The 23,452-nt window shown below is 35.5% G+C and carries 10 protein-coding genes; all 10 read right to left on the bottom strand.

Features of this window, described 5'->3' with window-relative positions; all coding sequences use genetic code 11:
* Positions 1-300 precede the first annotated feature (300 nt).
* A complete protein-coding gene (locus ACIDC4_RS01350) occupies positions 301-2,568 on the bottom strand; it encodes a GH92 family glycosyl hydrolase (RefSeq protein WP_412043315.1) in 2,268 nt (755 codons plus the stop codon).
* 219 nt (positions 2,569-2,787) lie between these two features.
* The gene (locus tag ACIDC4_RS01355; RefSeq protein WP_412043316.1) at positions 2,788-5,127 is read right to left on the bottom strand and encodes a glycoside hydrolase family 95 protein; all 2,340 of its coding nucleotides are present in this window, start codon (positions 5,125-5,127) and stop codon (positions 2,788-2,790) included.
* Positions 5,128-5,309: 182 nt separating this feature from the next.
* On the bottom strand, positions 5,310-8,249 hold the full coding sequence (locus ACIDC4_RS01360) for a discoidin domain-containing protein (protein WP_412043317.1): 2,940 nt from the start codon (positions 8,247-8,249) through the stop codon (positions 5,310-5,312).
* 194 nt (positions 8,250-8,443) lie between these two features.
* Positions 8,444-9,976, bottom strand: coding sequence for a RagB/SusD family nutrient uptake outer membrane protein (locus tag ACIDC4_RS01365; RefSeq protein ID WP_412043318.1), 1,533 nt, complete (start codon positions 9,974-9,976; stop codon positions 8,444-8,446).
* Positions 9,977-10,001: 25 nt separating this feature from the next.
* Complete coding sequence (locus ACIDC4_RS01370; protein WP_412043319.1) at positions 10,002-13,028, bottom strand: SusC/RagA family TonB-linked outer membrane protein; 3,027 nt, start codon at positions 13,026-13,028, stop codon at positions 10,002-10,004.
* Between the two features lie 1,070 nt (positions 13,029-14,098).
* A complete protein-coding gene (locus ACIDC4_RS01375) occupies positions 14,099-15,691 on the bottom strand; it encodes a solute:sodium symporter family transporter (RefSeq protein ID WP_412043320.1) in 1,593 nt (530 codons plus the stop codon).
* A gap of 3 nt (positions 15,692-15,694) precedes the next feature.
* Positions 15,695-16,711 carry a GntR family transcriptional regulator gene (locus ACIDC4_RS01380; protein WP_230037600.1) on the bottom strand — a complete coding sequence of 339 codons (1,017 nt, stop codon included), beginning with the start codon at positions 16,709-16,711 and terminating at the stop codon, positions 15,695-15,697.
* Positions 16,712-16,773: 62 nt separating this feature from the next.
* Positions 16,774-18,978: an alpha-galactosidase gene (locus ACIDC4_RS01385; RefSeq protein WP_412043321.1), complete on the bottom strand. Its 2,205-nt coding sequence runs from the start codon at positions 18,976-18,978 to the stop codon at positions 16,774-16,776.
* A gap of 15 nt (positions 18,979-18,993) precedes the next feature.
* Positions 18,994-20,964: a sialate O-acetylesterase gene (locus ACIDC4_RS01390; protein WP_412043322.1), complete on the bottom strand. Its 1,971-nt coding sequence runs from the start codon at positions 20,962-20,964 to the stop codon at positions 18,994-18,996.
* A gap of 10 nt (positions 20,965-20,974) precedes the next feature.
* Positions 20,975-22,930, bottom strand: coding sequence for an alpha-galactosidase (locus ACIDC4_RS01395; RefSeq protein ID WP_412043323.1), 1,956 nt, complete (start codon positions 22,928-22,930; stop codon positions 20,975-20,977).
* Between the last annotated feature and the right edge of the window lie 522 nt (positions 22,931-23,452).

Consider the following 23,452-nt stretch of genomic DNA (forward strand, 5'->3'; position numbering starts at 1 on the left):
TTTTTTATTGTCATAATCTTGTTATTCTTAGAATGGAATATGGCACGCGGATGTTACGGATTCGCTTCGCGAAAACGCGGATGAAAACGGATTTTTTATTTACGCAATCTTGTTTTCCTGAGGAACGAAGGATCACACTCGTAAATCGACAAAGATTGGCGATTTTGCATGCGGAGTTTCTGGTGTGATCCTTCGTGCCTCAGGATGACAAAATAATACGCGCACAAATAGTAAAAAAATCAGCTAAAATCCGTTTGATCCGTGTAATCCGTGGCTAATTTTTCTCATCGAAATTCAAATCTACTCAACTGGTCTATCTTCCAATTTCGTTCCCCATTTCTTATTCGGTTTTGATCCCATAATAAATTCTAAAATTCCTCCTGCATCAATATCAGCTTGACGGATAAACGTTTTGGTATAAGATTTACCATTTAGTTTGGCACTTTCGATATAAATATTTTTATCAGAAACATTCTTTGCTATAACTCTAAAAGCCTTTCCATCTTTCAATTGAATCGAACTTTGTTTAAGTATTGGTGTTCCAATAACATATATGCTGCTTGAAGGATTTACAGGATAAAATCCCATCGCACTAAAAACATACCAAGCCGAAAGTTCACCGCAATCATCATTTCCGGAATAACCTGATGAAGTTGTATTGTACATTTTCTTCAAAATCTCTGCTACATATTGTTGGGTTTTCCAGGGTTGACCTGCATAATTGTAGAGATAAGCAATGTGATGACTTGGTTCATTTCCGTGTGCATATTGACCAATGAAACCTGAAGCATTGTCATTTACTTCTTCGGGTTTATCTTCTAATGTAAAGAAAGTATCTAGTTTTTTAGTGAAAAGATTATCTCCGCCCACTAAACCAATAAGTCCTTTTACATCTTGCGGAACGTACCAAAAGTATTGCCAGCCATTTCCTTCTGTAAAAGGATATCCACCGTTTGCGCCATATTTTAATGGGTCGAATGGGCCAATCCAATTGCCTTTATCGTCTTTTGCCCTGAAAAAACCAATTTGTTTGTCGTATAGATTTTTATAGAATTGAGAACGTTTTGTAAAATGATTGTAATCATCAGTTTTACCTAATTTCTTTGCCAGTTCTGCTACAGACCAATCATCATACGCCATTTCTAAAGTCAAAGAAACTGATTGCGATTTTAAATTCTCAGGAATGTATCCGTACTTTTCCCAAATACCAAATGGCGATCCCGGATGTTCACGTGTTGCTGAATTCTTTACAGATTCAAAAGCTAAATCGACATCAATGCCTGGCAAGTTTTTAAGTACAGCATCAACCACAACCGGAATGGCGTGATTGCCTATCATACAATAATTTTCCTGTCCCCATAATTGCCAAATGGGTAAATAACCAAAGGCTTTATAATACGACAACATGCTGTTTACAAAATCGGCCGAACGTTCTGGTTGCGTTATCGTATATAATGGATGTGCGCCACGATACGTATCCCACAAAGAGAATGTCGAATAATAAGGTTTGGATGAATTTCTAACCGTATAATCAGCTGATGGATAATCGCCACTGATATCTGATAAAGTGTTGGGCTGAATAAATGCGTGATACAAAGCGGTGTAGAAAATTTGTTTTTGCTCTGCTGTTCCTTCAATTTTTATTTTGCTTAATTCTTTTTCCCAAATGACATCCGCAGCATTTACGGTTGCATTAAAATCCCAGGCAGGAATTTCCGATTGTACATTCAAACGGGCATTTTCGATACTGGTTGCCGAGATTCCAACTTTTACCAAAATCTCCTGTTGTTTTGACGTATCAAAGTCTAAAATGGCTCTAATTGCATTTCCGTTTACAACTTTGGCATTATCATAAACATTTCCTCCATCGGTTACGTGATTACGGATTATAGGCTGTGAAAATTCGGCATGAAAAAATACTTTCCGCATTGGCGCCCAACCTGTAATGATACGATATCCTTCAATCGTATGATCGTTAGGAAATGACAATTGAGATGCAATAATACGCGTATTCCAATCCGATTTTTTCATCGAATGATCTAAATCGATGACGATATGTGCTTCTTTATTTTTAGGAAAACTATATTTATGAAAACCCGCGTGCGTTGTTGCCGAAAGCTCTGCTTTTATCTGATAATTTAAAAGTTCTACACTATAATAGCCCGGTTTTGCGGATTCTTTTTCATGAGAAAATTTCGATTGATAGGCATTTTGTCCTGCTTCTTCTTTGACAATTTCTCCACTAAAAGGCATCAACATAACATCGAATAATTCGGCTACACCAGTTCCGCTAAGATGCGTGTGACTAAAGCCTGCAATTGTAGTATCATTGTAATTATAGCCGCTGGCAACACTCCAATCGGGTGTGTTGCGTGTATCAGGACTCAATTGCACCATTCCAAACGGAACTGTTGCTCCGGGATAATTATTTCCTGAAAGCGGTGATCCGTGTGCAGCTCCTGTTCCAATAAATGGATTTACGTGAGAGGTGATTTTATCGGTGTTTTGTGCTCCAAGAACTATTGAACTTAGTAAAGTCCCAAAGAGTATTATTTTTTTTATTTTCATTGTATGGAATTTAATGAAATATGATTTCATAATTTTTTGAATAGACTCTAGCTTTAGCTGGAGATCAAAAGAGTCAAATATAAAAATGGCTTTAGCCGAAATACAATAAGATTTCGGCTAAAGCCATATTGCATATCATTTTATTACCCCCAGCTAAAGCTGGGGGCTATTCATATATTAGAATTAACAGATTTTTTAAACTGTTAGGTCTTGTTGCTATTACAATTTAGACGAGGTAATTTCTTTTAATTCTCCGTTTACCTTAACTTTTACTTTTGTTGGTATTGGAGATAGAATCTCATATTTGGTTACTTTTCCTTTTTCCCATTTGATATTTACGGTAAAGTTTCCTTCGGCTTTAAGCCCTTTTACTTCACCTTGGTTTAACCAAACATCTGGCATTGCAGGCAATAATTCGATAAATCCGGCATGACTTTGAATCAACATTTCGCCAATTCCGGCAGCTGCTCCAAAATTTCCATCAATTTGAAATGGTGGACCTGCAGAAAGTAAATTGGCATATACACCACCACCAGGACCATAATTAATATTGGTATCATGTGTTTGTCTAAGTATTGTCTTAAATAATTTATAAGCTCTGTTTCCATCTTTTAAACGAGCCCAAAACAGCATTTTGTATGCAATTGACCAGCTTGTTCCATCATCTCCTCTTACTTCAAGCGTTTTTTTAATGGCGTCTACCAATTCTGGTTTGTTTTCAGGAGTAATCAAAGATCCTGGATATAAGCCATATAAATGAGAAATATGACGGTGTTGAGGATCTTCTTCCTTATAATCTTTCAACCATTCCATGATTCTTCCATCTGGACTAACAACTCCTGGAGGCGGTAATAATTTTAATTGTTTGTCTAATTCAATACTCAAATCATTATCTAGACCAAGTTTTTTAGAGGCGATTATCACGTTATTAAACAATTCGCGAATAATTTGATTGTCAATTGTAGGTCCCATACAAACGTGCGACGCATCGCCATTTGGTAATAAAAATGAGTTTTCCGGAGATACCGATGGTGAAGTTACCAACCAGCCTGTTTCAGGATCTTTTACCAACATACTTTTGTAAAACTGAGCCGCACCTTTTAAAATTGGGTAAATTTCAGCTAAATAAGCCTGATCATTGGTATACAAATAATGGCTCCATAAATTGTTGCACAACCAGCCTGAACCTGATTTTGTGATTCCCCATGAAGCACTTTCACCTGGTTCTGTAAAACCCCAAACGTTTGTGATAACATGTGCCACCCAACCATCAGCATTGTAATAGGCTTTGGCTGTTTTTTCTCCATTTGGTACAAGATCTTTAGTCAAATCTTTTAATGGAAGATTCAATTCTGATAAATTGGCGGTTTCTAATGCCCAGTGATTCATCTGAACATTTACATCCAGATGATAATCGGCGTTCCATGGCGTTTGTACTTCTTTCGCCCATAATCCCTGCAAGTTTGGTGGCAACAATCCTAATCTTGTGCTGCTGATACTCAAATAACGACCGTATTGATAAAACAAAACAGGAAGTCCCTTATCTGTATCTGGTTCTTTTATAAAAGTATCTAAACGCTCATTTGTTGGTAATGTTTTCTTTGCGCTTTTTCCGAAATTTAAAGTCAAACGATTGAATAACTTTTGGTAGTTTTCAACGTGTTTTTTCTTCTGATCCTGATATTTCGTTTGCATCGCTGCATCCAAAACTTTATCTGTAGTAGTTTCGAAATTTTTATCTTTATAATCTGTTCCTGCAGAAATAAAAATCACAACTTCTGTAGCATTTTTTATTTCAATTTTATTGTTGGTATATAAAGCATTTCCATCTACTTGCTGAGTTTTTACTTTTGCTTTATATTTCATTCCTTTTCCGTCGGTTCCGTTGTTAAGCTGACCTGTCATAACAAGCGAATTATCAGAGCCATTTACAGTTTTAAAACGTTCTGGTCGATCTAACTGAATAGTGAAATTTAGTTTTCCTTTTTTGCTCGAAGTCAATTTGATAAAACCTGCATCATCTCCAAATCCTGTAAAATATTCACGCTTATACGTCACGCCGTCAATTGTAAATTGAGTTCCGGCAACTGCGGTTTGAATGTCCAGATTTCTGCTATAATTAACCGGTTTTGACTGGGTTTTGTAATCAAATTTTAATGTCATATCTCCCAAAACCTGATACGCTCCAAAGGGTACATCAGCTCCGTTTCCGCTTCCTGAACCTGCTCCTGTACAGATAAAATGCTGGTCGATTAGTTTTTGGGCTTCTTTATTTTTATTCTCCAATAACAATTGTCTTATTTGTGGCAAAAAAGAATATGCTTTGTAATTATTGGCATCTTGCGGACCTCCGCTCCATAAAGTAATTTCATTCAAAACCAATTTTTCGGTTGTCACTCCTCCGTCCGGCATAATTCCTAAACGTCCGTTTCCTAGCGGCAATGTTTCTTCCCATTGCAATGCTGGTTTAGTATACCATAACTCTAACGGATTGCTTTGCGAATAACCTAAAAAAGGCAATAATATAAAAAGCAGTGCTTTCAATTTTTTAATGTTCATAATTGTTTTGTTTTTAGCCACAGATTAAAAAGATTGGAAATGATTTTTAATCTATGATAAATTGGTATTAAATTCTCGTATACAGTTCGTTTCAACTAAACCTGAGAGGTTTATGTTGATAATATTTTGGGTTTTTAAGCATACCTAACAGGTTTTGGAAACCTGTTAGGATAAAATCTTTTTTATTTATTGTACGGAACAGCTTTTATAACCGGTTTTTCACCGTTTTTCAAAAGTGACTCATCAAATTCTACGGTAATTTCTTTGCTTTCTCCTTTTAGTAAAGTAAAATAACTATCGCTTACAATTGCCGGCAAAATCTGAGCTCCGGTTTTATCATTTAATGTTTGAATATGGATTCCAAAAGCAATTCCTTGTGGACTTGAAACTTTAGATTTTATAACGTATTTCCCGTTTTGTTTTACAACTTTACTAGAAACATTTACGTTTGCTTTTGGCAATTTATTCAAATCGGTGAAGTCTTTCATGTTGATTCCTCTCCAATAAAAATTTTCACTAATTACTTTATTTTGAGCGTCTTTTAATTTTAATCTAATAAAATGTACCGGACTCAACTCTGAAGTATTGGCATCGGCACCAAAAACTTTAAAATCATAAAGAGAATATCCCCAACCTGAACCGCGTTTTATACCCAACATTCGAACATAACGCGCTTTTATTTCATCAAACGAAATGGTTTCAAGACCTTGTTTTCCTTCTTTTATAACACTTGCGTCTGTCCAGTTTTTTGCATCGGTACTTACCTGAATTTTATATTCTTTTCCAAAGGCACTTTCCCAGTTTAAAACTACTCTGTTTATGGTATATTCGTTTTCAAGATCTACATAAATCCATTCGTTATCAGTAGCATTACTTGCCCAACGACTGTTGGAATCTCCATCTGTAACGTCTCTTAGATTTCCTCCATCTGTTGAAGAAGCTGTTGCATTTTTTTGAAAAGCAAGATCTTTTTGATTCGAATAAAACGGAATCACGAAACTTTCTGTCGCAGTATTCGAATACGAATCGACAGTCGCATTTTGTTTGAATTTTGCTACTGATTTTCCATCCATATTAAATACTTCTGCTTCGGCTTTTAGATTCTTGAAATCGGTTCCTGTAGTATTAATTACTTTAACCGAATTATTTACCGAATTCCATTGAATATGCATTGGCTCACAAGCTGATTTTACACCCCAATATGCTCCTGTTAAGTCATAGTAATAGTCATAAGTTTGCCAAACCATACTAGGATAAGAGGATTGACTCATCCAGATCATAATTCCTGAAGCATCTTCCCACATATGATCTAACCAGCCTTCGTACATGGCTTTGTTGGTTTCGATGTTTAGTAATTGGGCTTTTGTGGTATATTCTTCGAGGTTATTGGGTTTTCCATAACGTTCATTTATGCTATTATCATAATTATCGGGCGAAGCATTAAAGGCTTTTTCTCCAAAGAAATGTTTGTCCCACATTTCGTTTCTTGGCCACCAGTCTTTTTCAGGGATAAATTTCTTAAAACTTTCAATATTCGGGAAAACCGCTGTACCAATTTCGGTTCTTAAACCCCAACTTGGGCCATCACCCGTTCCTACATAAGCCGCAGGATATTTGGTAAAATAAAACCTCGGATCTTTATTACCCCAAAGTCCGCTGCCGCTTAAGTTTCCTGTGTTGGAGCAAGGCTGATAATATCTGTCATTATTATCAAAAGTCTTTATATTTTCGGCAATCCAGCCGTTTAACGGAGGTTGTGGTAATCCTTCGTTATTCCCGCACCAAACTGCAATACTGGCATGATTTCTTACTCGTTTTATTTTCTCGATTACATTGCTATTAAAAACGTGAATGTCTAATGGTAAGTTTGGATTTGCATTGAGCCAGAAATCATCCCAAACCATGATCCCATATTTATCACAAGCCTCATAAAATTCATCATCTGTGGTAGAGCCTAACCAGTTACGAATAATATTGTAATTCATTTCTTTGTGCAGTTTCACTTTAAGATCGTATTCGTCTCCTCTGCAACGAAGCATATATTCGCTCATTCCCCAGTTTCCACCTTTTAGAAAAACACGTTTTCCGTTTATCGAAACATGCAGAACACCGCCCTCTGTATCGTAAGTATATTTTTTGATTCCGAAGGTTATTTTTTGAGTATCCGAAACTACATCTCCAATTTTTAAAGTAAACTGACACGTATATAAATTAGGATCTCCGTAACCATTTGGCCACCATAATTTAGGATTCTGAATCGAAAGTTCCGGAAATTGTTCTTTGTTTAAATGTACGCTTGTAATTCCGTTTGCATCTAAATTTATTTTTTTAGAAAAAGTAATGTTCCCAGGCATGATTATACCTGTCAAAACTGCTTCCTGATTTTGTGCCGAAGAATTTTTCAATTCTAATTTTACATCAAGATCTGCTCGTGCATTCGAAGGTAAATTGCTATGAATCCAAGGATCTACAATCGTAATTTTGTTTGTATTGCTAAGAAAAACATCATCTGTAATTCCGGAATTTAATCCCGGTACGTATGGCATCCAATCCCAACCTGCGCTTGAAATATAGGTTGGACTTCCGTAATTATTTAAAGGTGTTTTCGGGATACTTACCAAAACTGCCAGAACATTCTTTTCTTTGCGATGCACCAATTTTGTGATATCAAATTTACCACGTTGCATCATTCCGCTAAGTGTGGCTATTTTTTTTCCGTTAAGGTAAACATCGCCTTCGCGGTTGATTCCTTCAAAATTTAACCAGATAATGTCTTTTGTAAAATTGTCAGGAACTTTAAATTCGGTACGATACCAAAAACTGCGATCGTATTTTGCTTTATCTACCTGATAAATATTATCTCCAAAATTAGGATCTTTTTCTAATCCGTTTACAACATACGAATTGAAAATTGTACCCGGAACAACGGCATTTACCCAATTTGTTCCTGAATAATTTGGGGCCAATATTTTAAGACTGTCCTGCCCTACTTCTGCTTGCGGTTTGACTTTCCAAACGATATCAGAAGAGTTTAAACTTACTTTGTTTTGAGCATAAATACTTAACGAAAAAGCATTTAAAACTAATAACCATATAAAAAAGTGAATATTATTAAACTTCATATTACTATTTGATTCGTTTACATTTTTGTAAACATTAAAAAAAAGAATGCCATTTTGGAATAAGTTTTTTCTAACAGAAAACTTTGTACTGTTATTACCTAAATCCAAAATGGCATTGCAAATCAAAACTGTGACTAACCAAAAATCACGTGACCAAAAAATAAAAAATTACATTAAAACTGTCTTCAAAAACATTAATATCCTGGATTTTGGTTTTCCGGACCAATCTCATCATTAAGCTTGATTTCTCCGATAGGAATAGGATAAAGGTTATGAAATGCGGCAATTGTACCGTTTTGTTTTGCCCATTTGTTACGGGCACCTACTAATTGTACCAGTTTCCCTGTACGAATAAGATCCATTCTTCTCCAGCCTTCAAAAGCTAATTCACGCATACGTTCGTCAAGAATTTGATCTCTAAACTGAGTTTGCGAAAGTCCGCTCCATTTCATGGCTTCAGGTAATGTTCCTCCAAAAGCTCTTGTACGAACCTGATTTACATATCCTTCAGCTTCTGTTGTATTTCCTAATTCATTTAAACATTCTGCGTAGTTAAGTAATACATCTGAATATCTGATATAAGCTTTATTTTTTCCTGAATTCCAAAATGATTGTTTTCCTTCTACACGAATATCTTCAAATTTTTTAATGTGCGGATCTAACTCATCACCCCCAAAACCAGCAGGAAGTGTTGGTTTAACTCCTTTATAAGTAAAATCATAACGAATACTGGCGTCTTTACGTACATCGCCTGGTTCCCATATTCCGCCATCCGTTTTATCTTTATAACAATATTGAGTAGGAAGTATAAGATCATAACCTCCAAAATAAGCATATTGGTTTATGTTTGCCAAAACTCTTGAACCTGTCTGCCATTGTATCTGGTTGTTATCAGGCCAGTTATTAGTGTACTGCCATTCATATAATGATTCTGGAGAATTAGCGTGATCCGGACTAAAAACATCTGCGTAATTAGGCAGTAAACTATACTTCCCGGAAGTAATAACTTCTCCAAACCATTGCTTTGCTTTATTATAATCGCGGTATCCTGAAGCTTCTGGAGCATATAAATATACTTTTCCTAAAAGTGCCTGAGCTACTCCTTTTGCAGGAAATGCAGGATTGCTTTGTGATACAGGAAGTTTTTCAATTGCTCTTTCTAAATCGGCTACGATATAAGAATAAACCAAAGGCAAAGGCTGACGTCTTAAACCAAATTCTGCTGTTTTTGCTTTATCATTAATAGGTATTTCTCCCCAATATTGTGTTAGTTCAAACATTAATGTTGCTCTTAAAAAACTAGCTTCTCCCATCAAAAGATCACGTTTTGCACTATCGTCTTCGGTATTGGTCCCTAATGCTCTAATAGTTTGCGCAGCTACTTCAATTACTGGCCATCTGTCATTCCACAATTGTCCAATTGCCTGATTCTCCTGACTTAGAAAACCATTGTACAAATCAAGTCCTGCCTGATTTGCATCTCCGGTTACCTGCAAAGCACCTTGTTGTGCTTCGTCTGTACCAAGAGAAGTATAAAGGCCTGCACGGTCTTTTTGCATATTTCTCCAATTCGTTATCGCTCCCAAAAGAACAGGCTCTATTTTACCTAAACTGCCATATGCCTGTGCAGCAGTAAGTGAACTTTTAGGCTCTTCCTCCAAAAAATCTGAAGAACAGGAGGCTGAGAATATTGCCACGGCCATAAAGGCTATAATTTTTGCTTTCATAAAATAATTTTTTAAATTAATTTGATTAAAGAGATACATTTAATCCCATAACTACCATTCTGGAAATTGGATAAGAATCTCCTCCCTCTGGATCATAACCTTTGTATTTCGTTACAATAAATAGATTTGATCCTGTGACATAAAACCTTACATTTTTAAGAAAAACACTTTCTGCAACCTTGTCTTGTAATGTATATGATAATGTAAGTGCATTTAATCTTAGGAATGAAGCATCTTGTATTGCCTTATCTGTCTCACCCAAAGTATATCTTCCTCCTCCATAATAAGCTCTTGGTACATCTGTATTGGTATTCGTAGGAGTCCAGCGATCTAAAAGATCTGTATGTGCTGCACTCATACCTCCTGAGTTCATATAGCTTTCGTAGGTACCACTTGGTCTTTTACCTCCTATTGAATAAGAAAATACGGCATTCAATGCAAAACCTTTATAATTAAGATCTGTAGAAAAACCTCCATAATAATCAGGATTCAAATCACCAACAACATATCTGTCCTGATCGTTTATTACACCATCGCCATTACGGTCTTTAATTTTAATATCCCCAGCCTGAACAGTTCTACTTCCGTAATTTACTCCGGTAAGGTTTTCTCCTTGCTGAGCTATACCATCATATTGAAACACATAAACTGTGTTTACCGATTGACCTAAGAAAAAGTTCCCGGTACGTTGGATCTCATTGTTGCTATAACCACCCAAATTGTAGATCTCTGTAGCATCTCCATAAAGTTTTGTAACCTTATTTTTTGCCGATGATATGTTGGCAGAAACATTCCATTTAAAATCTTTGTTTCTAATAATGTCACCTCTAAGTTCTAATTCGATACCTTCATTAGTTGTAGCACCAATATTATCCAGTTTATATTTATATCCTGATGAAACCGGCATATTACGCAACATTAAAAGGTCGTCATTATTGATATGAAAATAATTAGCACTTGCAGTCAGTCTGTTTTGAAAGAAACCAGTATCTAATCCAACATTAAATTGTTTTTGTTTTTCCCATCTTAAATCAAAATTATCAATATAATTATCAGACACATAAGTACCTGAATTATTACTAACTTGTGCATTATATAAGGCAAAATACCTGTAAGCATCTACATTTTGGTTACCCACCATACCATAACCTACACGAAATTTAAGTTGATCTAATTTTTCAAATCCTGAAAGGAAATTTTCTTTAGCAATATCCCAACTTCCTGCTATAGAAGGAAAGGTTCCCCATTTATTATTAGGGCCAAATTTAGAAGAACCATCTCTTCTTACTGTACCAGTTATAGTGTATTTACCATCATAAGTATAGTTCGCTCTTGCAAAATACGATTGGTTTGAATAATCTGTAAAATTCGAACTTAACTGCGCATTATCCTTTTGGTATGCACCTGATAATGCCATATAGGTCAAATCATCACTAACAAATCCGCGAGCTCTTACATCAGTGCTATTACCTGAATTACTCATTACAGAAAATCCTCCCATAAGACTTACGTCATGTTTTTCAGCAAAAACTTTACTATAACTTACGGTATTATCCCACTGATAATTGAATTGTGAATATCTATAATGATGCGCTTCCCCATCCATAGAATTTCTAAGTGACTGTCCTGTGGAACTTGGTATATAATCAAAATTTGCCTGATCTGCAATATCTACAGATAAAGTAGTTCTGATATCAAGTCCTTTTAGCGGTTTTGCACTTAAAAAATTACTACTTGTAAGTCTGTTACGTGAGCTTGTATTGATGATATCAAGACTTCTTATCGGATTATAAAGATTTTGGTCAAACACTTCACCATATCTAAGATAAGTAGCCTTAGCGTCTATAGGCAATAATGGATTTGCTCCCAGTGCCACACCAAAGGCACTACCTTCCTGATAATTGCTCTTACTTCTTGAAAAAGTAGTATTGGTACCAAACTGCAGCCATGATTTTAAATCCTGCGTAAGGTTAATTTTTCCGTTATATCTTTTAAAATCAGAGTTTTTTAGAAGTCCCTCCTGATTAACATAATTAAAACTCACAAAATAAGTTCCTTTTTCTCCTCCTCCGCTAAAACTTAAATTATGATTCGTTTGAAAACCTGAACGTGTTACCTGATCTAGCCAGTTGTAACTTTTGCCCGCTCTGTAAGAGTCTAATTCATAAGGCGCAAATACAGTCGAACCGTTTGACTTAATTTGATTAACATAAGCTGCACGATCAGCCCCTGGATTCTCATCCATATAACGATTTGCATAAGCATCAACCCTAAGATCAAATAATTGCTGGCCATTCATCAACGGGATTGTTCTTGCGAATTCAGAGACTCCTGTCCATGTATCATATTGTATTTTTGCTTCTCCAGATCTTGAACCTTTTTTTGTTGTAATTACGATTACTCCATTTGCTGCTCTTGAACCATATAATGCAGTAGCCGAAGCATCTTTAAGCACTTCCATACTGGCAACATCGTCAGGGTTAATGTTTTCAAAATTGCTGTCGGTAATCAAACCATCTATTACAAATATTGGGTTACCGCCAAAGTTTAGAGAATTATTTCCTCTAATTCTTATTGTACCTGACTGACCAGGTACAGCACTTTGTTGTACATATACACCTGATGCACGTCCTTGTAGTGCCTGCACTACGTTTGGCGTAGGAACCTCTCTAAGTTTATCACCAGAAACACTGCTTACAGCACCTGTCAGATCTCCCTTTTTCATTACAGCTCCAACTATTACAACTTCATTTAATTCCTGTGAGCTTGGTTTTAAAGAAGCATTTACAACCGCATTATTGGCCGAAACACTTTGAGTATTAAATCCTATGAAACTAAATTCTAAAGTAGATCCAGTTTTAACATTGGCTAATTTGTAACTTCCGTCAATGTCAGTTACAGTTGAGTTCTGTGTACCCTTTACTACAACTGTAGCACCAGGCAAGGGTAAATTTTCATTATCTGTAACTTTACCGGTGATGGTTTGGGAATAAAGTGTACCGGCGGACATCATAACTACTAAGAAGCATAAGTATCTTATTGCAATTCTCATAATGATTTGGTTTTTAGTTAATAAAATATTGAGTTGGTTTTTTTGAATTATTGAGCATTTAAAATACGAGAAAACGAATTGACTTATACTATACTATACTACAACAATACAAACATACAAATATTTTCATAACAACCAAATTTATGTTTTAAGAATTTGTTATTTTTTTCGGCCTTTTATTTCGGCTTTACTATAAATAAGATCATTTAAAAAGGAAAAAGAAAAAAAAGAAAGCAATAAAATAAAGAAATCTCACACAAAAAGCTATCAATTCATACTTTTAAACAAAGAAAATAACCACTTTACAACGATTTCGGCTACATTAATTTTGTTAATCAATAATGGCAATAAAAGTGAAATTCCTAAAAATTTATTACTAAAAACATTATAAAAAAATCTCAATTAGAAGCGCAAAATGGTAAAACAAACACCTTATTTCTTTGTGTAAAAACGACACATTGATGGGGGTTTTTGCATTAAAAGATATGTCTTATGATTAATATATTCCGTTTTTAAAAGTAATCTTTGTTGATATTCTTTGTCATGGCACACAGATGACACGGATTTGCTTCGCAAAAACGCGGATTAAAACGGATTTTTACCATTTGTCATTTGCTTAACATACAGTAACCGCAAGCTTGTCATCCTGAACGAAAGATCACACTAGTAATTCCGTAAAGTGATGCCGCAATCTTTGTCGAGTTTCATTGTCGAGCTTCTTTTGTGATCCTTCCTGCGTCAGGATTGACAAATACTTTGGGGTTAATGTTGGGGTGTAAAGTGTTCAATATAAAGTAACCACAAGCTTGTCACAAGGATGACAAACAAAAAATCCGCGTAAAATCCGTGTTTTTGCGAAGCAAATCCGTGTCATCTGTGTGACATGACAAAGAATATCAACAAAGATTGTCAGATCATAATTGTGTAAATTTCTTTGCGTTAGACGCACTGCTGTGCGTCTCTACAATAAAACCCTCGTTCATAATGAAACAAAAAAAAAGGACGCACAAACATGCGTCCCTATAGTAAAACCTTTGTCCCTTTGTCTCTCAGAACCTTAGTACCTCATCCTAAGCTATCCCCCATTTCGAGAACAAAACGAAAATACTCAACATACCCATCAAAAGTAAAGCGAAATACCAATAACGGTTTTTCCAAGGCGATAATTCGACAGATTCAATTTTGATTTCGGTGTATTTATATTTGGGATAAAACTTAGCAACCACCAGCATACATATTGTGGTAAAAACAAATAATAGCGCCAGCATATGCAAATAATGCAGTTTGATGTCAAGGATATAATTAAAGATGATATAACTAAAAATAAAGAATATCATTCCGGTTTTAGCGGCTTGTGGCGGTACTTTTTTAGACACAAAACCAACTAAGATAATCGTAAAAATAGGCACGCAAAACATTCCGCCCAATTGTTGCAAATAGGTATAAAAACCTGCTTTGCTAAACATGATAAACGGAGCCGAAAACATGGCTAAAGCCGAAACAATAATCTCGAATTTACGTCCGGTGTAAACCAAATGCTTTTCTGTAATTTCTTTGTTTCTTTTTTCCAACCACGGTTTATAAAGGTTGAGCACAAAGAGTGTACTGCTACTGTTTAAACCCGCATTAAAAGTACTTATCGCTGCGCCCAGAACCACTGCAGCCGTAAGACCAATCATAATACCCGGCAAAGTATCTTTTACCACCAAAGGAAAAACCTCAGCGGTGTTTTCGAGATTACTATACAAATGAACCCCAACCAATCCAGGAATATTTATAATAAACGGACATAGCAATTTTCCTAAACAAGCTAATCCCATCCCTTTTTGGCTGTGCGATAAACTCTTTGCCGAAAGTGCCTGCTGAACAATAAACTGCTCCATTCCCCAATAATACAAATTCATGATAAACATACCTGTAAAAATGGTACTCAGCGGAATTTCGTCTTTTGGACCTCCAATAGCATTGAGATGTTCTGTATGTTGAGACAGCAAAATATGAAATCCTTTGAACCAATCGCCATTACCCAGGAATTTAAATCCGAAGTATGGGAAAGCAATCCCAATGGTCAATAATCCGATGCTTAAAATGGTATCACTTATCGATATTGCTCTTAAACCTCCTAAAACCGAATACGCGCAGCCTGTTAGCCCAATCACCCAAACCATAATCCAGATGTTTTGCCAATAGCTTAATTGTAAAGGCTCTATAAAATTGAACATTCCGGTAAGTGCAACCGCGCCACCATATAAAACGGCTGGCAATAAATTCACGACATAACTGCACAGAAATACAATCGACACCAGTCTTTTGGTCGAATTATCGTAGCGTTTTCCCAGATAATCCGGAATTGTCATGGCTCCGGTACGAAAATAAATAGGCAAAAAGAACTCCGCTACAAGCAACATCGCCAACACAGAACTTACGCCCCATGCCATAACGCTCATATTGTTGGTGTAAATGGACTCGTTTTCGCCTATAAATTGATTCGCGCTAATATTACTTAGTAATAAGGCTCCTCCTACTATAAAAAAATTGTTGTTATGATCTGCAAAAAAAAGTCCGTTTGTAGTTTGGACCTTTTTTTTACGTGTTTTTAAAGCTGAAAATAAGGCGATAAAACCCGTAATGAGCAAAAAACTAACAATCGACAATACACTCATACACTACAGCGAATTTCTATCAACTAAAATTGTTGGAACAATCTCCTGAATCTTTTTACGATTCAAAACAAAATTAGCTGCTTTTTTTCCCATTTCAGAGAAATCTGTAGAGAATGTGGTTACTCCGTCAAAAATAATTTCTTTTACGATATCATCATTATGCGAAATAAAACCAATGTCTGAACCTATTTTAAGCCCTTTGATTTTGGAGTCTTTCAGCATTTCCCAAAGTTCAAGATTATGAATCGTGAAATACACTTTTCCTTTTTCAAGAGAACCTGAAACATACTCTTCTTTGATAACTCCTTTAATATCATAATCCTTCATGAATCTTTTAAATGAATTTAAGATTTCATCAGGTTCTGCAGATGAGGGTTTAAAAAAGAAAATGATCTCGTCGTATTTTTTAATTTTATCTTTAAGCTGCACAAAAGCATTGTAAGACGAATCTCCAAACTCTTGTGCAACATAATTATAATCTTCATCTGTTTCTATAAAACGGTCTACCAGTAACACTCTATTGGTAGGCAATTGTTTTAAAACAGCCGGTGTTTTTTTACTCGGAATTGGAGCAATAACAAACATGCCGTATTTTCCTTTTATATTCTGAACAATACTTTCGAATGTATCAAAATTATTGTGGTGAAAAAAGATATCCAGCTGAATGTTCTTTCCAAGACCTTTTCTGAAATTCTCGTAAAACGTTTCCTGAAAAATATCAAATGCAAATATTAGCAAAGCCACTTTTAGCTCTTGCTTTACATCATTAGTAGCAACAAAATAACCCAATCGGTTTTTTGACTCGATAATTCCTCTGTGCACAAGTTCTTTATACGCTTTGGCAATGGTTTCTCTCGCAAAACCCAATTCACTTATAAATGTATTTACAGATGGCAGTAAATCGCCTTTTGTAACCACTTTTTCATCAATGGCATTAATTATACCCTGAACCAATTGCTCATGTTTAGATAAGGAATTGATGGATTCCAGATTTTTTATCTGTTGGATAATTTGCTTCATAAAACGTTTTAATAGGTATTTATTTAGAAATCAATTACAAATATATACTAATGTTTGAGATTTTAAGCTTTTGTAATTTTTAAAACAACACTTGTATTAGTAGAATTTACATTAGGATTAATTCCTACCTGCATTAAAAAATCACCTGAATATGTTGCTGTTTCTACCACTGGCTTTTTATCCGGATATACGTTGATTTCTTCTACTTTATAGTTTTGTCCGGCTTGTAAACCTTTTAATTTTATTGGTAAATGTGTTCCTGCTTCGTAACGGGAATTAACAGAATAAGTAAATACTACTGCCTCATTTCCGTTTTTGTTGACAAACATTACCGATGCCGCATCATTACCCCAAGGGTTTTGCAAACGGTATTGGTCTCCCTGCCAAATGGTGTTGCTCAACGCATTATAGTTTTTAATTGCCTGCTGAGCAAAAGTCAAATCTTTCTCGTTCAGGTCTTTTACTACAATATCAAAACCTAATCTTCCCATCATGGCAACATCTGTACGGTATTTTAAAGGTTGTTTTCCCCAATCTGTAACGTGCGCAGCAATTGTTAATGCAGGATAGAAATAAGAGTATTCCCATTGCATATACACACGCTCTAAAGGATCTGTATTATCACTTGGCCAGAATTCTGTAAAGTATTTCAAAGCAGCATAATCTACTCTTCCTCCACCACCAGAACAAAGCATCATAGGTACTTTTGGATATTTTACACGAATGCGCTCCAGAACTTTATACAATCCTGTTACATAATCTGTATAAAAATTATTTTGTTTGTCTTTTAAATTGCTTGAATAGGCGTTATAAATCACCGCATTACAATCCCATTTGATATACGCCAATTCCGGATTTTCTGTAAAAAGATTGTCCACAACTCCATAAACAAAATCCTGAACTTTTGGGTTTGATAAATCCAAAACCAATTGGTTACGGAAATAATGTTCTGTTCTTCCCGGTTGTTTGATGATCCATTCCGGATGTTTTTTGTATAAATCACTTGCAGGATTTACCATTTCAGGCTCAATCCAGATTCCGAATTTTACCTGATTGTCTTTGGCTGTTTGTACCAAAGTTCCAATTCCGTTTGGTAATTTCTTCTTGTTTACGTCCCAATCTCCAAGAGCCGCATCATCATTATTACGAGGAAAATTGTTTCCGAACCATCCATCATCCAATAAAAACATATCAACGCCCAGTTTTTTACTATCGGCAATAAGTACTTTCAATTTATCTTCATCAAAATTAAAATAAGTAGCTTCCCAGTTGTTTAGCAATGTCATACGACTTCCTTTTCCGTCTAATATTTTATAGCTTCTTGACCAGTCGTGTAGGTTACGGCTTGCGTTTCCTTTTCCTTTAGAAGATAAAGTATACCAAAATTTAGGCGTTGTAAATAGGGTGTTTTTTGCCAGTGAATAAGCCGCCGCTGCATTATTAATCCCTGAAATAACACGAAGATTATTTAACGGATCTAATTCAAGATCGGTACGAAAATTTCCTGACCATTCTAAACCTGCAAACAATACTTTTCCTTCGTCCTCTGTAGCCGGTTTATCCAAAGAAACCATAAATACAGATGGTTGGAACAAGTTGGCACGCGCTCCTAATTTGGTGTCCAAAACTTTAATTCCGTGCGTTAGTTTGGTTTCTTCAGGCTGCATTTCTTTTGCCCAGTCACCGTGATATTGGTTCAGGTAAAAGTTGTTGTATCCTTTCAGATACAAATTGGCCGAAGCATATTTGTTTAAAGTAATATTTCCTTTTTCAGAATGCTTAATCGTTGTCCATTGCTCGATAACATCTGTATCATAATACGACTGAATAAACATATGAACCTCGATTGGGTAAACATTATCTTTTAGTGTAATTTCGGTTTGAGAAACTCCTGTACTTACCGTTGTGGTTTTATGGTCTACATATAACAAATCCAGTGAAGTATTTCCGTCAGCGTGTGTTACGGCAATCGCCGGTTCTAATAAGTTTTTAGAACCTGATGGTGTATAAGCTGCACTGTAAATTCCTGAATAATCGGTTCCTTGTTTGAACTGACTTTGTATTTTTACGTAATCAAAATCGTTTGCTAATTTTTCTCCTAAATAAATGGTGTTCACTTCTTTTCCCGGAGTTACCTGCAAAACAAGCGCATTACTTTTTGTTTTTACTGATATAATTTGTTGCGCCGAAACTGGGCTACAATAACTCGCCAGCATAAAAAATGCTATCCCAAAAGATTGCCTTAAAGTGGTAATGTGTTTTTTCATTTTATTATATTTTTTTTATTTCTTTTCTTGTGTAATTCCTGCCCAAACATCTGTTCTAAAAGATGATGCAGGCAATCCCGATTCGTTCGTTAAATTTCCGTCAGGATTATCAGCCCAATTGTAGCGAACAGCAACCGGATTTGGTACTTCCTGAGCATATACCTCGACTTTGCCGTTTACTACTTTGGCTACAGCCCAATAAAACTTTTGGTCTGATCCTGCAATACTAAATCCTTTAAGCGTATCGTCTCTGGCTTTTATATTTTTATTAAAATCAAAATCAACCGTAACTGTATTTCCTTTTATGTTGTACGATTTATACAGCGGTCCCGAATAATCGATTTTGGTATTGTATACTTTCGCCAAAGCAATACTCGCCAAACGACCTCCTACATCTTGTTTATTTTTTGGGTGAATGTCTTCTCCGTTTCCGATATCGGTTGTAACGGTCATTCCGGTGTTGGATAGTTTCAAAGCTTTAAATTGTGCTTCTCTCAACTCTGCCCAATCTGAATCTCCCGGTTGTTCTTTTTTCTGTTTGTAATTCGCCAACTGAACAAAGAAAAACGGTAAATTTTTATCTTTGAACCGCTCTCTCCAATCGTTTATCAATAACGGAAACAACTTCTGGTATTGATACGCTCTTTCGGCATTGCTTTCTCCCTGATACCAGATTACGCCTTTTATTTTATAATCAATCAAAGGTGCAATCATCGCATTGTATATGGCGCTTGGTCTGTTTTGGCCTTGAGCCAAATAAGGTTTTGCAGGCAAATCTTTGATATCTGCGCCAATATTATATTTCCAGTCTCCGGCTAATGAGATGGTTTCTTTTCCTGATTTTAAAGTAAAATTCTCATCTCCGTAAACTCCGCCGTTTCCTGCTCCGTCAAAAACTCGTATCGTTATAATGTTCTCGCCTTTTTTGAGAAACTTCGACGGAATTGTATAATGACGTTCTACATTATAACCTTTGGTTTCGCCAATATAATTTCCGTTAAACCAAATCATATCGTCATCATCTGCCAAATAACTTAGGATAAAGTCGGCATTGGTTGTAGTAATATTTACTTTTTTTCTAAACCAGACTACGCCATCAAAATTGGATAATCCTTTATTTTCAAAAAATGCCGGCAATGGCATGGTTTTCCAGGATGAATCATCAAAACTGGCTGTTGCCCAAATGGCTTTTGCGTTTTGGAATCCTTCATCTGAATCTGTCAATTTCTTTTCCCATACGGTCATATCGGCATTATACTTTTTCAGTAAAGCCTGCTGATCAACTTCAGATTTCATCGCCTGAATTTCGGCATCAAAATCATGAATGCTGGTTAACGCTCCGGAACTTGTCCAGGCTTCTATAAGTGTTCCTCCCCATGAAGAATGAATTAACCCAATTGGAATCTTTTTTTCGTTGTAAATCTTTCTTGCAAAAAAATAAGCTGTTGCGCTAAAATCAGCTATCGTTGCATGACTGCAAACATTCCATCCGTCGTGTTGTACTTTTAGGGTACTTAATGGTAAAGTGCTTTCTATATGTTCTGCCTGTAATAATCGTATTTGTGGATAATTGGCGTTTGCAATTTCTTCTTTATAATTATTGATTTTTCCCCAGCCTTCCACCGGCATTTCCATATTACTTTGTCCGGAACACAACCAAACTTCTCCAATTAAAATATTGTTGAGCGTTTTAATTGTTCCGTCATTTATAGTAATCGTGTACGGCCCTCCATAAACCGGAGTTTTAAAAACTACCTTCCATTTGCCATTTTCGACATTGGTTTTGTATGTTTTTTTATCCCATGAGGTGGTAATACTTACTGATTTCGCATCGCTTTCTCCCCAAAACGGAACGGCGCTTTTTTGCTGCAGCACCATATTATCGGTAAAGAAAGAAGGCAACGATACTGTAGCATTAACCGCATTTGACGACAGAATAAACAACGTCAATAATAGCATCGTTTTCTTAAAAAACTGTTTTTTCATAAGCATTAAGTTAACGATTTACAATTTTAAATAAACGGGCATCTTTAGAACCAATACTTAAATTGATACTGTTGTTTTTTACATCGATATTTTGAGCGGTAAAAACATCCTGCAATTTATAGTTCCCCTTTTTCACACCTAATCTTTCTAACGGAAGTGCATAGTTTTTAGGCATATTTCCGTAATTCAAAATAGCTATATACCAATTGTTGCCAATTTTTTGTTCGAAAACTTCGGTGGTTAATTTTCCTGTATTTCCCTCCACAGGACGAAATGCTACTCCATTTTCAACAATTTTAAGCATTTCTTTATTCTGTAGCCATTCCTTTGCACGTTTGCTCCAGATTCCGTCTTTACTATAATCGTCTCCCGTAATTAAAGTTCCTGTAATAACAGACGAAATTAATCTCGCACGGTTTTCTCCTTCTGTAACATCTGCAAAAACCACGTGATCTGCATCTATATAATCGTATGAATACGTTTGCCACCAACCATAATTGACACTATTTAAGGTGTATTGTGTTTGCTCGATAGTTTTCCAGGCATCGCACGCAATACGACGAACGTGTGCGTAACGTGAAGTGGCCATATTAGGAGAAATCGCAGCATAAATCAACATTTTTCCGTCAAGAGCATTGACCAAATGTTCCATCCCTACTTTGTAAGCCTGCATTCCTGTTGTTACCTCTTTATCATAAAACGAAGTAGATTCCGCGGCAGCGTGACCTAAAAAGTCAATTTTAATCATTTTAAAACCGCATTCTTTTAGTTTATTAATCACATAATCAACACGTTTAAGCGTTCCAGGATGCGTAGGATCGATGGCGCGTGCACCATCAAAATCAAAATACGTATTTCCCGTTTTTGTCCACATTTCGCCAAACGTATAATCACTTCCTTCGGCTTTACGATTTGGACCATCTTTCCAACCCCAATCTGTAAACGGCGCCCAATAGGCTCCCGGTTCTAAACCTTTCTTTTTACAATAATCAGCAAATTCTTTTAGTTTACTAAAATCTCCGGTAAAACCACCTTTTACCATATTGTCCCAAAACGAATCAAGGTCGATATAAGCGGTATTACCAACACGAAATTCCGGAACTGAATTAGCAAAGAAATCTGCCACTTTCGTTGTATTCTCAAAATTGATTTTCTCCATCAAAACTCCCCAGCTGTTCCAGCCTACCGGAGTTGTTTTATCCCAGGCAAAAACATAGGGTTTCTCTACGATACGATTGGTTTTGGCATATTCTTCCATCCCATTTCTCCAGTCTGAATAATAACCCACGAAAAATTTTGGAGAAGATACCCTCTCGCCTTTTACAATACCATGCGCAATACTATCGCGTGTATTTTCTTTCTCTGAATATCCTGCCCAGGCAGAAAACGAAGCTTGTTTGTTTTCATTAATGGTTTTTACGGCACTTTTCCAAACTGTATGTTCAAGTGAACCTACAATAAAACCTTTTCGGGATGCATTATTAAATATAATTCCAACCTCACCACTTGTGTTTTGAGCGATTGTATCTAATTTTTTAGAATTGTAACTGATGAACGCGTCATTATCATAAGGAACAAAAACCGTTTGCAGGTTTTCTATTTTATCGAAAGCTATTTTTCCTAAATCTAATGGCGCAATATAATTGGTTGCTACTTTTTGTCCGTTGCCTAAAACTTCTATTTGAGTTATAAAATAGTCCTTATTGTTATAAGTTAAAAAACTTTGGACTACTGTAGGCTTACTATTTTCTTTATAAGTAAGTGTATATTTTAGCCCTTTTCCTAAATCATCATTAATTGTTTCTTTCGCAAAAACAGCATCAGGATATGAACTTGCTGAAATTGTTTTTCCATTTACTACTACAGCAGCTTTTGCTTCGCTAAACACAATTACCCCGTGTTGAGTAACAGCAATTGTTTTCTGTTTTACATCATAAGTAATTACGCCGCTTTTGCCAAAAGTCATTTTAATATTTTTTTGTGCCAAAGCCGGAATGCAAAAAAATACCGTTAGTAAAACGGACATAAACAAGCTCTTTAGTAGGAAAGGATATTGTTTCATTAAATAAAAATTTAAGTTATTATACTATTCTATACTACAATGATACAAATTATAATTTAGTTACCAATAGTTGAGTGAAAAAAAATTCAACATCTGAGTTAAATAAGTACATATTAGAGTTGTTTCGCACAATTTTATACTTTGAATAAAAAGTTTTTTTTCACCATATAAGTTATATAAGTTCATATTAAAAATGGTTGTGTTCAGTTTTACTTGCATAAGTTTAATTAACAACTGATCATATTACAATCACTTATATGACATTCTACGCTTCAAAATACACAAAGCTTATATTTACTTATATAACTTATATGGTTAAAACAAACGCACAGCAACATTAAACTTACTTATAACTTATAAGATAAACGCGTTTTTTACACTTATTCTGAATAATATTTTTTGAAACGATGTTTATTTGAATTTTAT

It is taken from the genome of Flavobacterium sp. C3NV (assembly GCF_046825355.2).
In the GTDB taxonomy this organism is placed as follows: domain Bacteria; phylum Bacteroidota; class Bacteroidia; order Flavobacteriales; family Flavobacteriaceae; genus Flavobacterium.

What these genes read in the sequence shown, in the direction of transcription:
- ACIDC4_RS01350 (WP_412043315.1), bottom strand. Translation starts at nt 2,568, where the DNA reads ATGAAAATAAAAAAAATAATACTCTTTGGGACTTTACTAAGTTCAATA.
- ACIDC4_RS01355 (WP_412043316.1), bottom strand. Translation starts at nt 5,127, where the DNA reads ATGAACATTAAAAAATTGAAAGCACTGCTTTTTATATTATTGCCTTTT.
- ACIDC4_RS01360 (WP_412043317.1), bottom strand. Translation starts at nt 8,249, where the DNA reads ATGAAGTTTAATAATATTCACTTTTTTATATGGTTATTAGTTTTAAAT.
- ACIDC4_RS01365 (WP_412043318.1), bottom strand. Translation starts at nt 9,976, where the DNA reads ATGAAAGCAAAAATTATAGCCTTTATGGCCGTGGCAATATTCTCAGCC.
- ACIDC4_RS01370 (WP_412043319.1), bottom strand. Translation starts at nt 13,028, where the DNA reads ATGAGAATTGCAATAAGATACTTATGCTTCTTAGTAGTTATGATGTCC.
- ACIDC4_RS01375 (WP_412043320.1), bottom strand. Translation starts at nt 15,691, where the DNA reads ATGAGTGTATTGTCGATTGTTAGTTTTTTGCTCATTACGGGTTTTATC.
- ACIDC4_RS01380 (WP_230037600.1), bottom strand. Translation starts at nt 16,711, where the DNA reads ATGAAGCAAATTATCCAACAGATAAAAAATCTGGAATCCATCAATTCC.
- ACIDC4_RS01385 (WP_412043321.1), bottom strand. Translation starts at nt 18,978, where the DNA reads ATGAAAAAACACATTACCACTTTAAGGCAATCTTTTGGGATAGCATTT.
- ACIDC4_RS01390 (WP_412043322.1), bottom strand. Translation starts at nt 20,964, where the DNA reads ATGAAAAAACAGTTTTTTAAGAAAACGATGCTATTATTGACGTTGTTT.
- ACIDC4_RS01395 (WP_412043323.1), bottom strand. Translation starts at nt 22,930, where the DNA reads ATGACTTTTGGCAAAAGCGGCGTAATTACTTATGATGTAAAACAGAAA.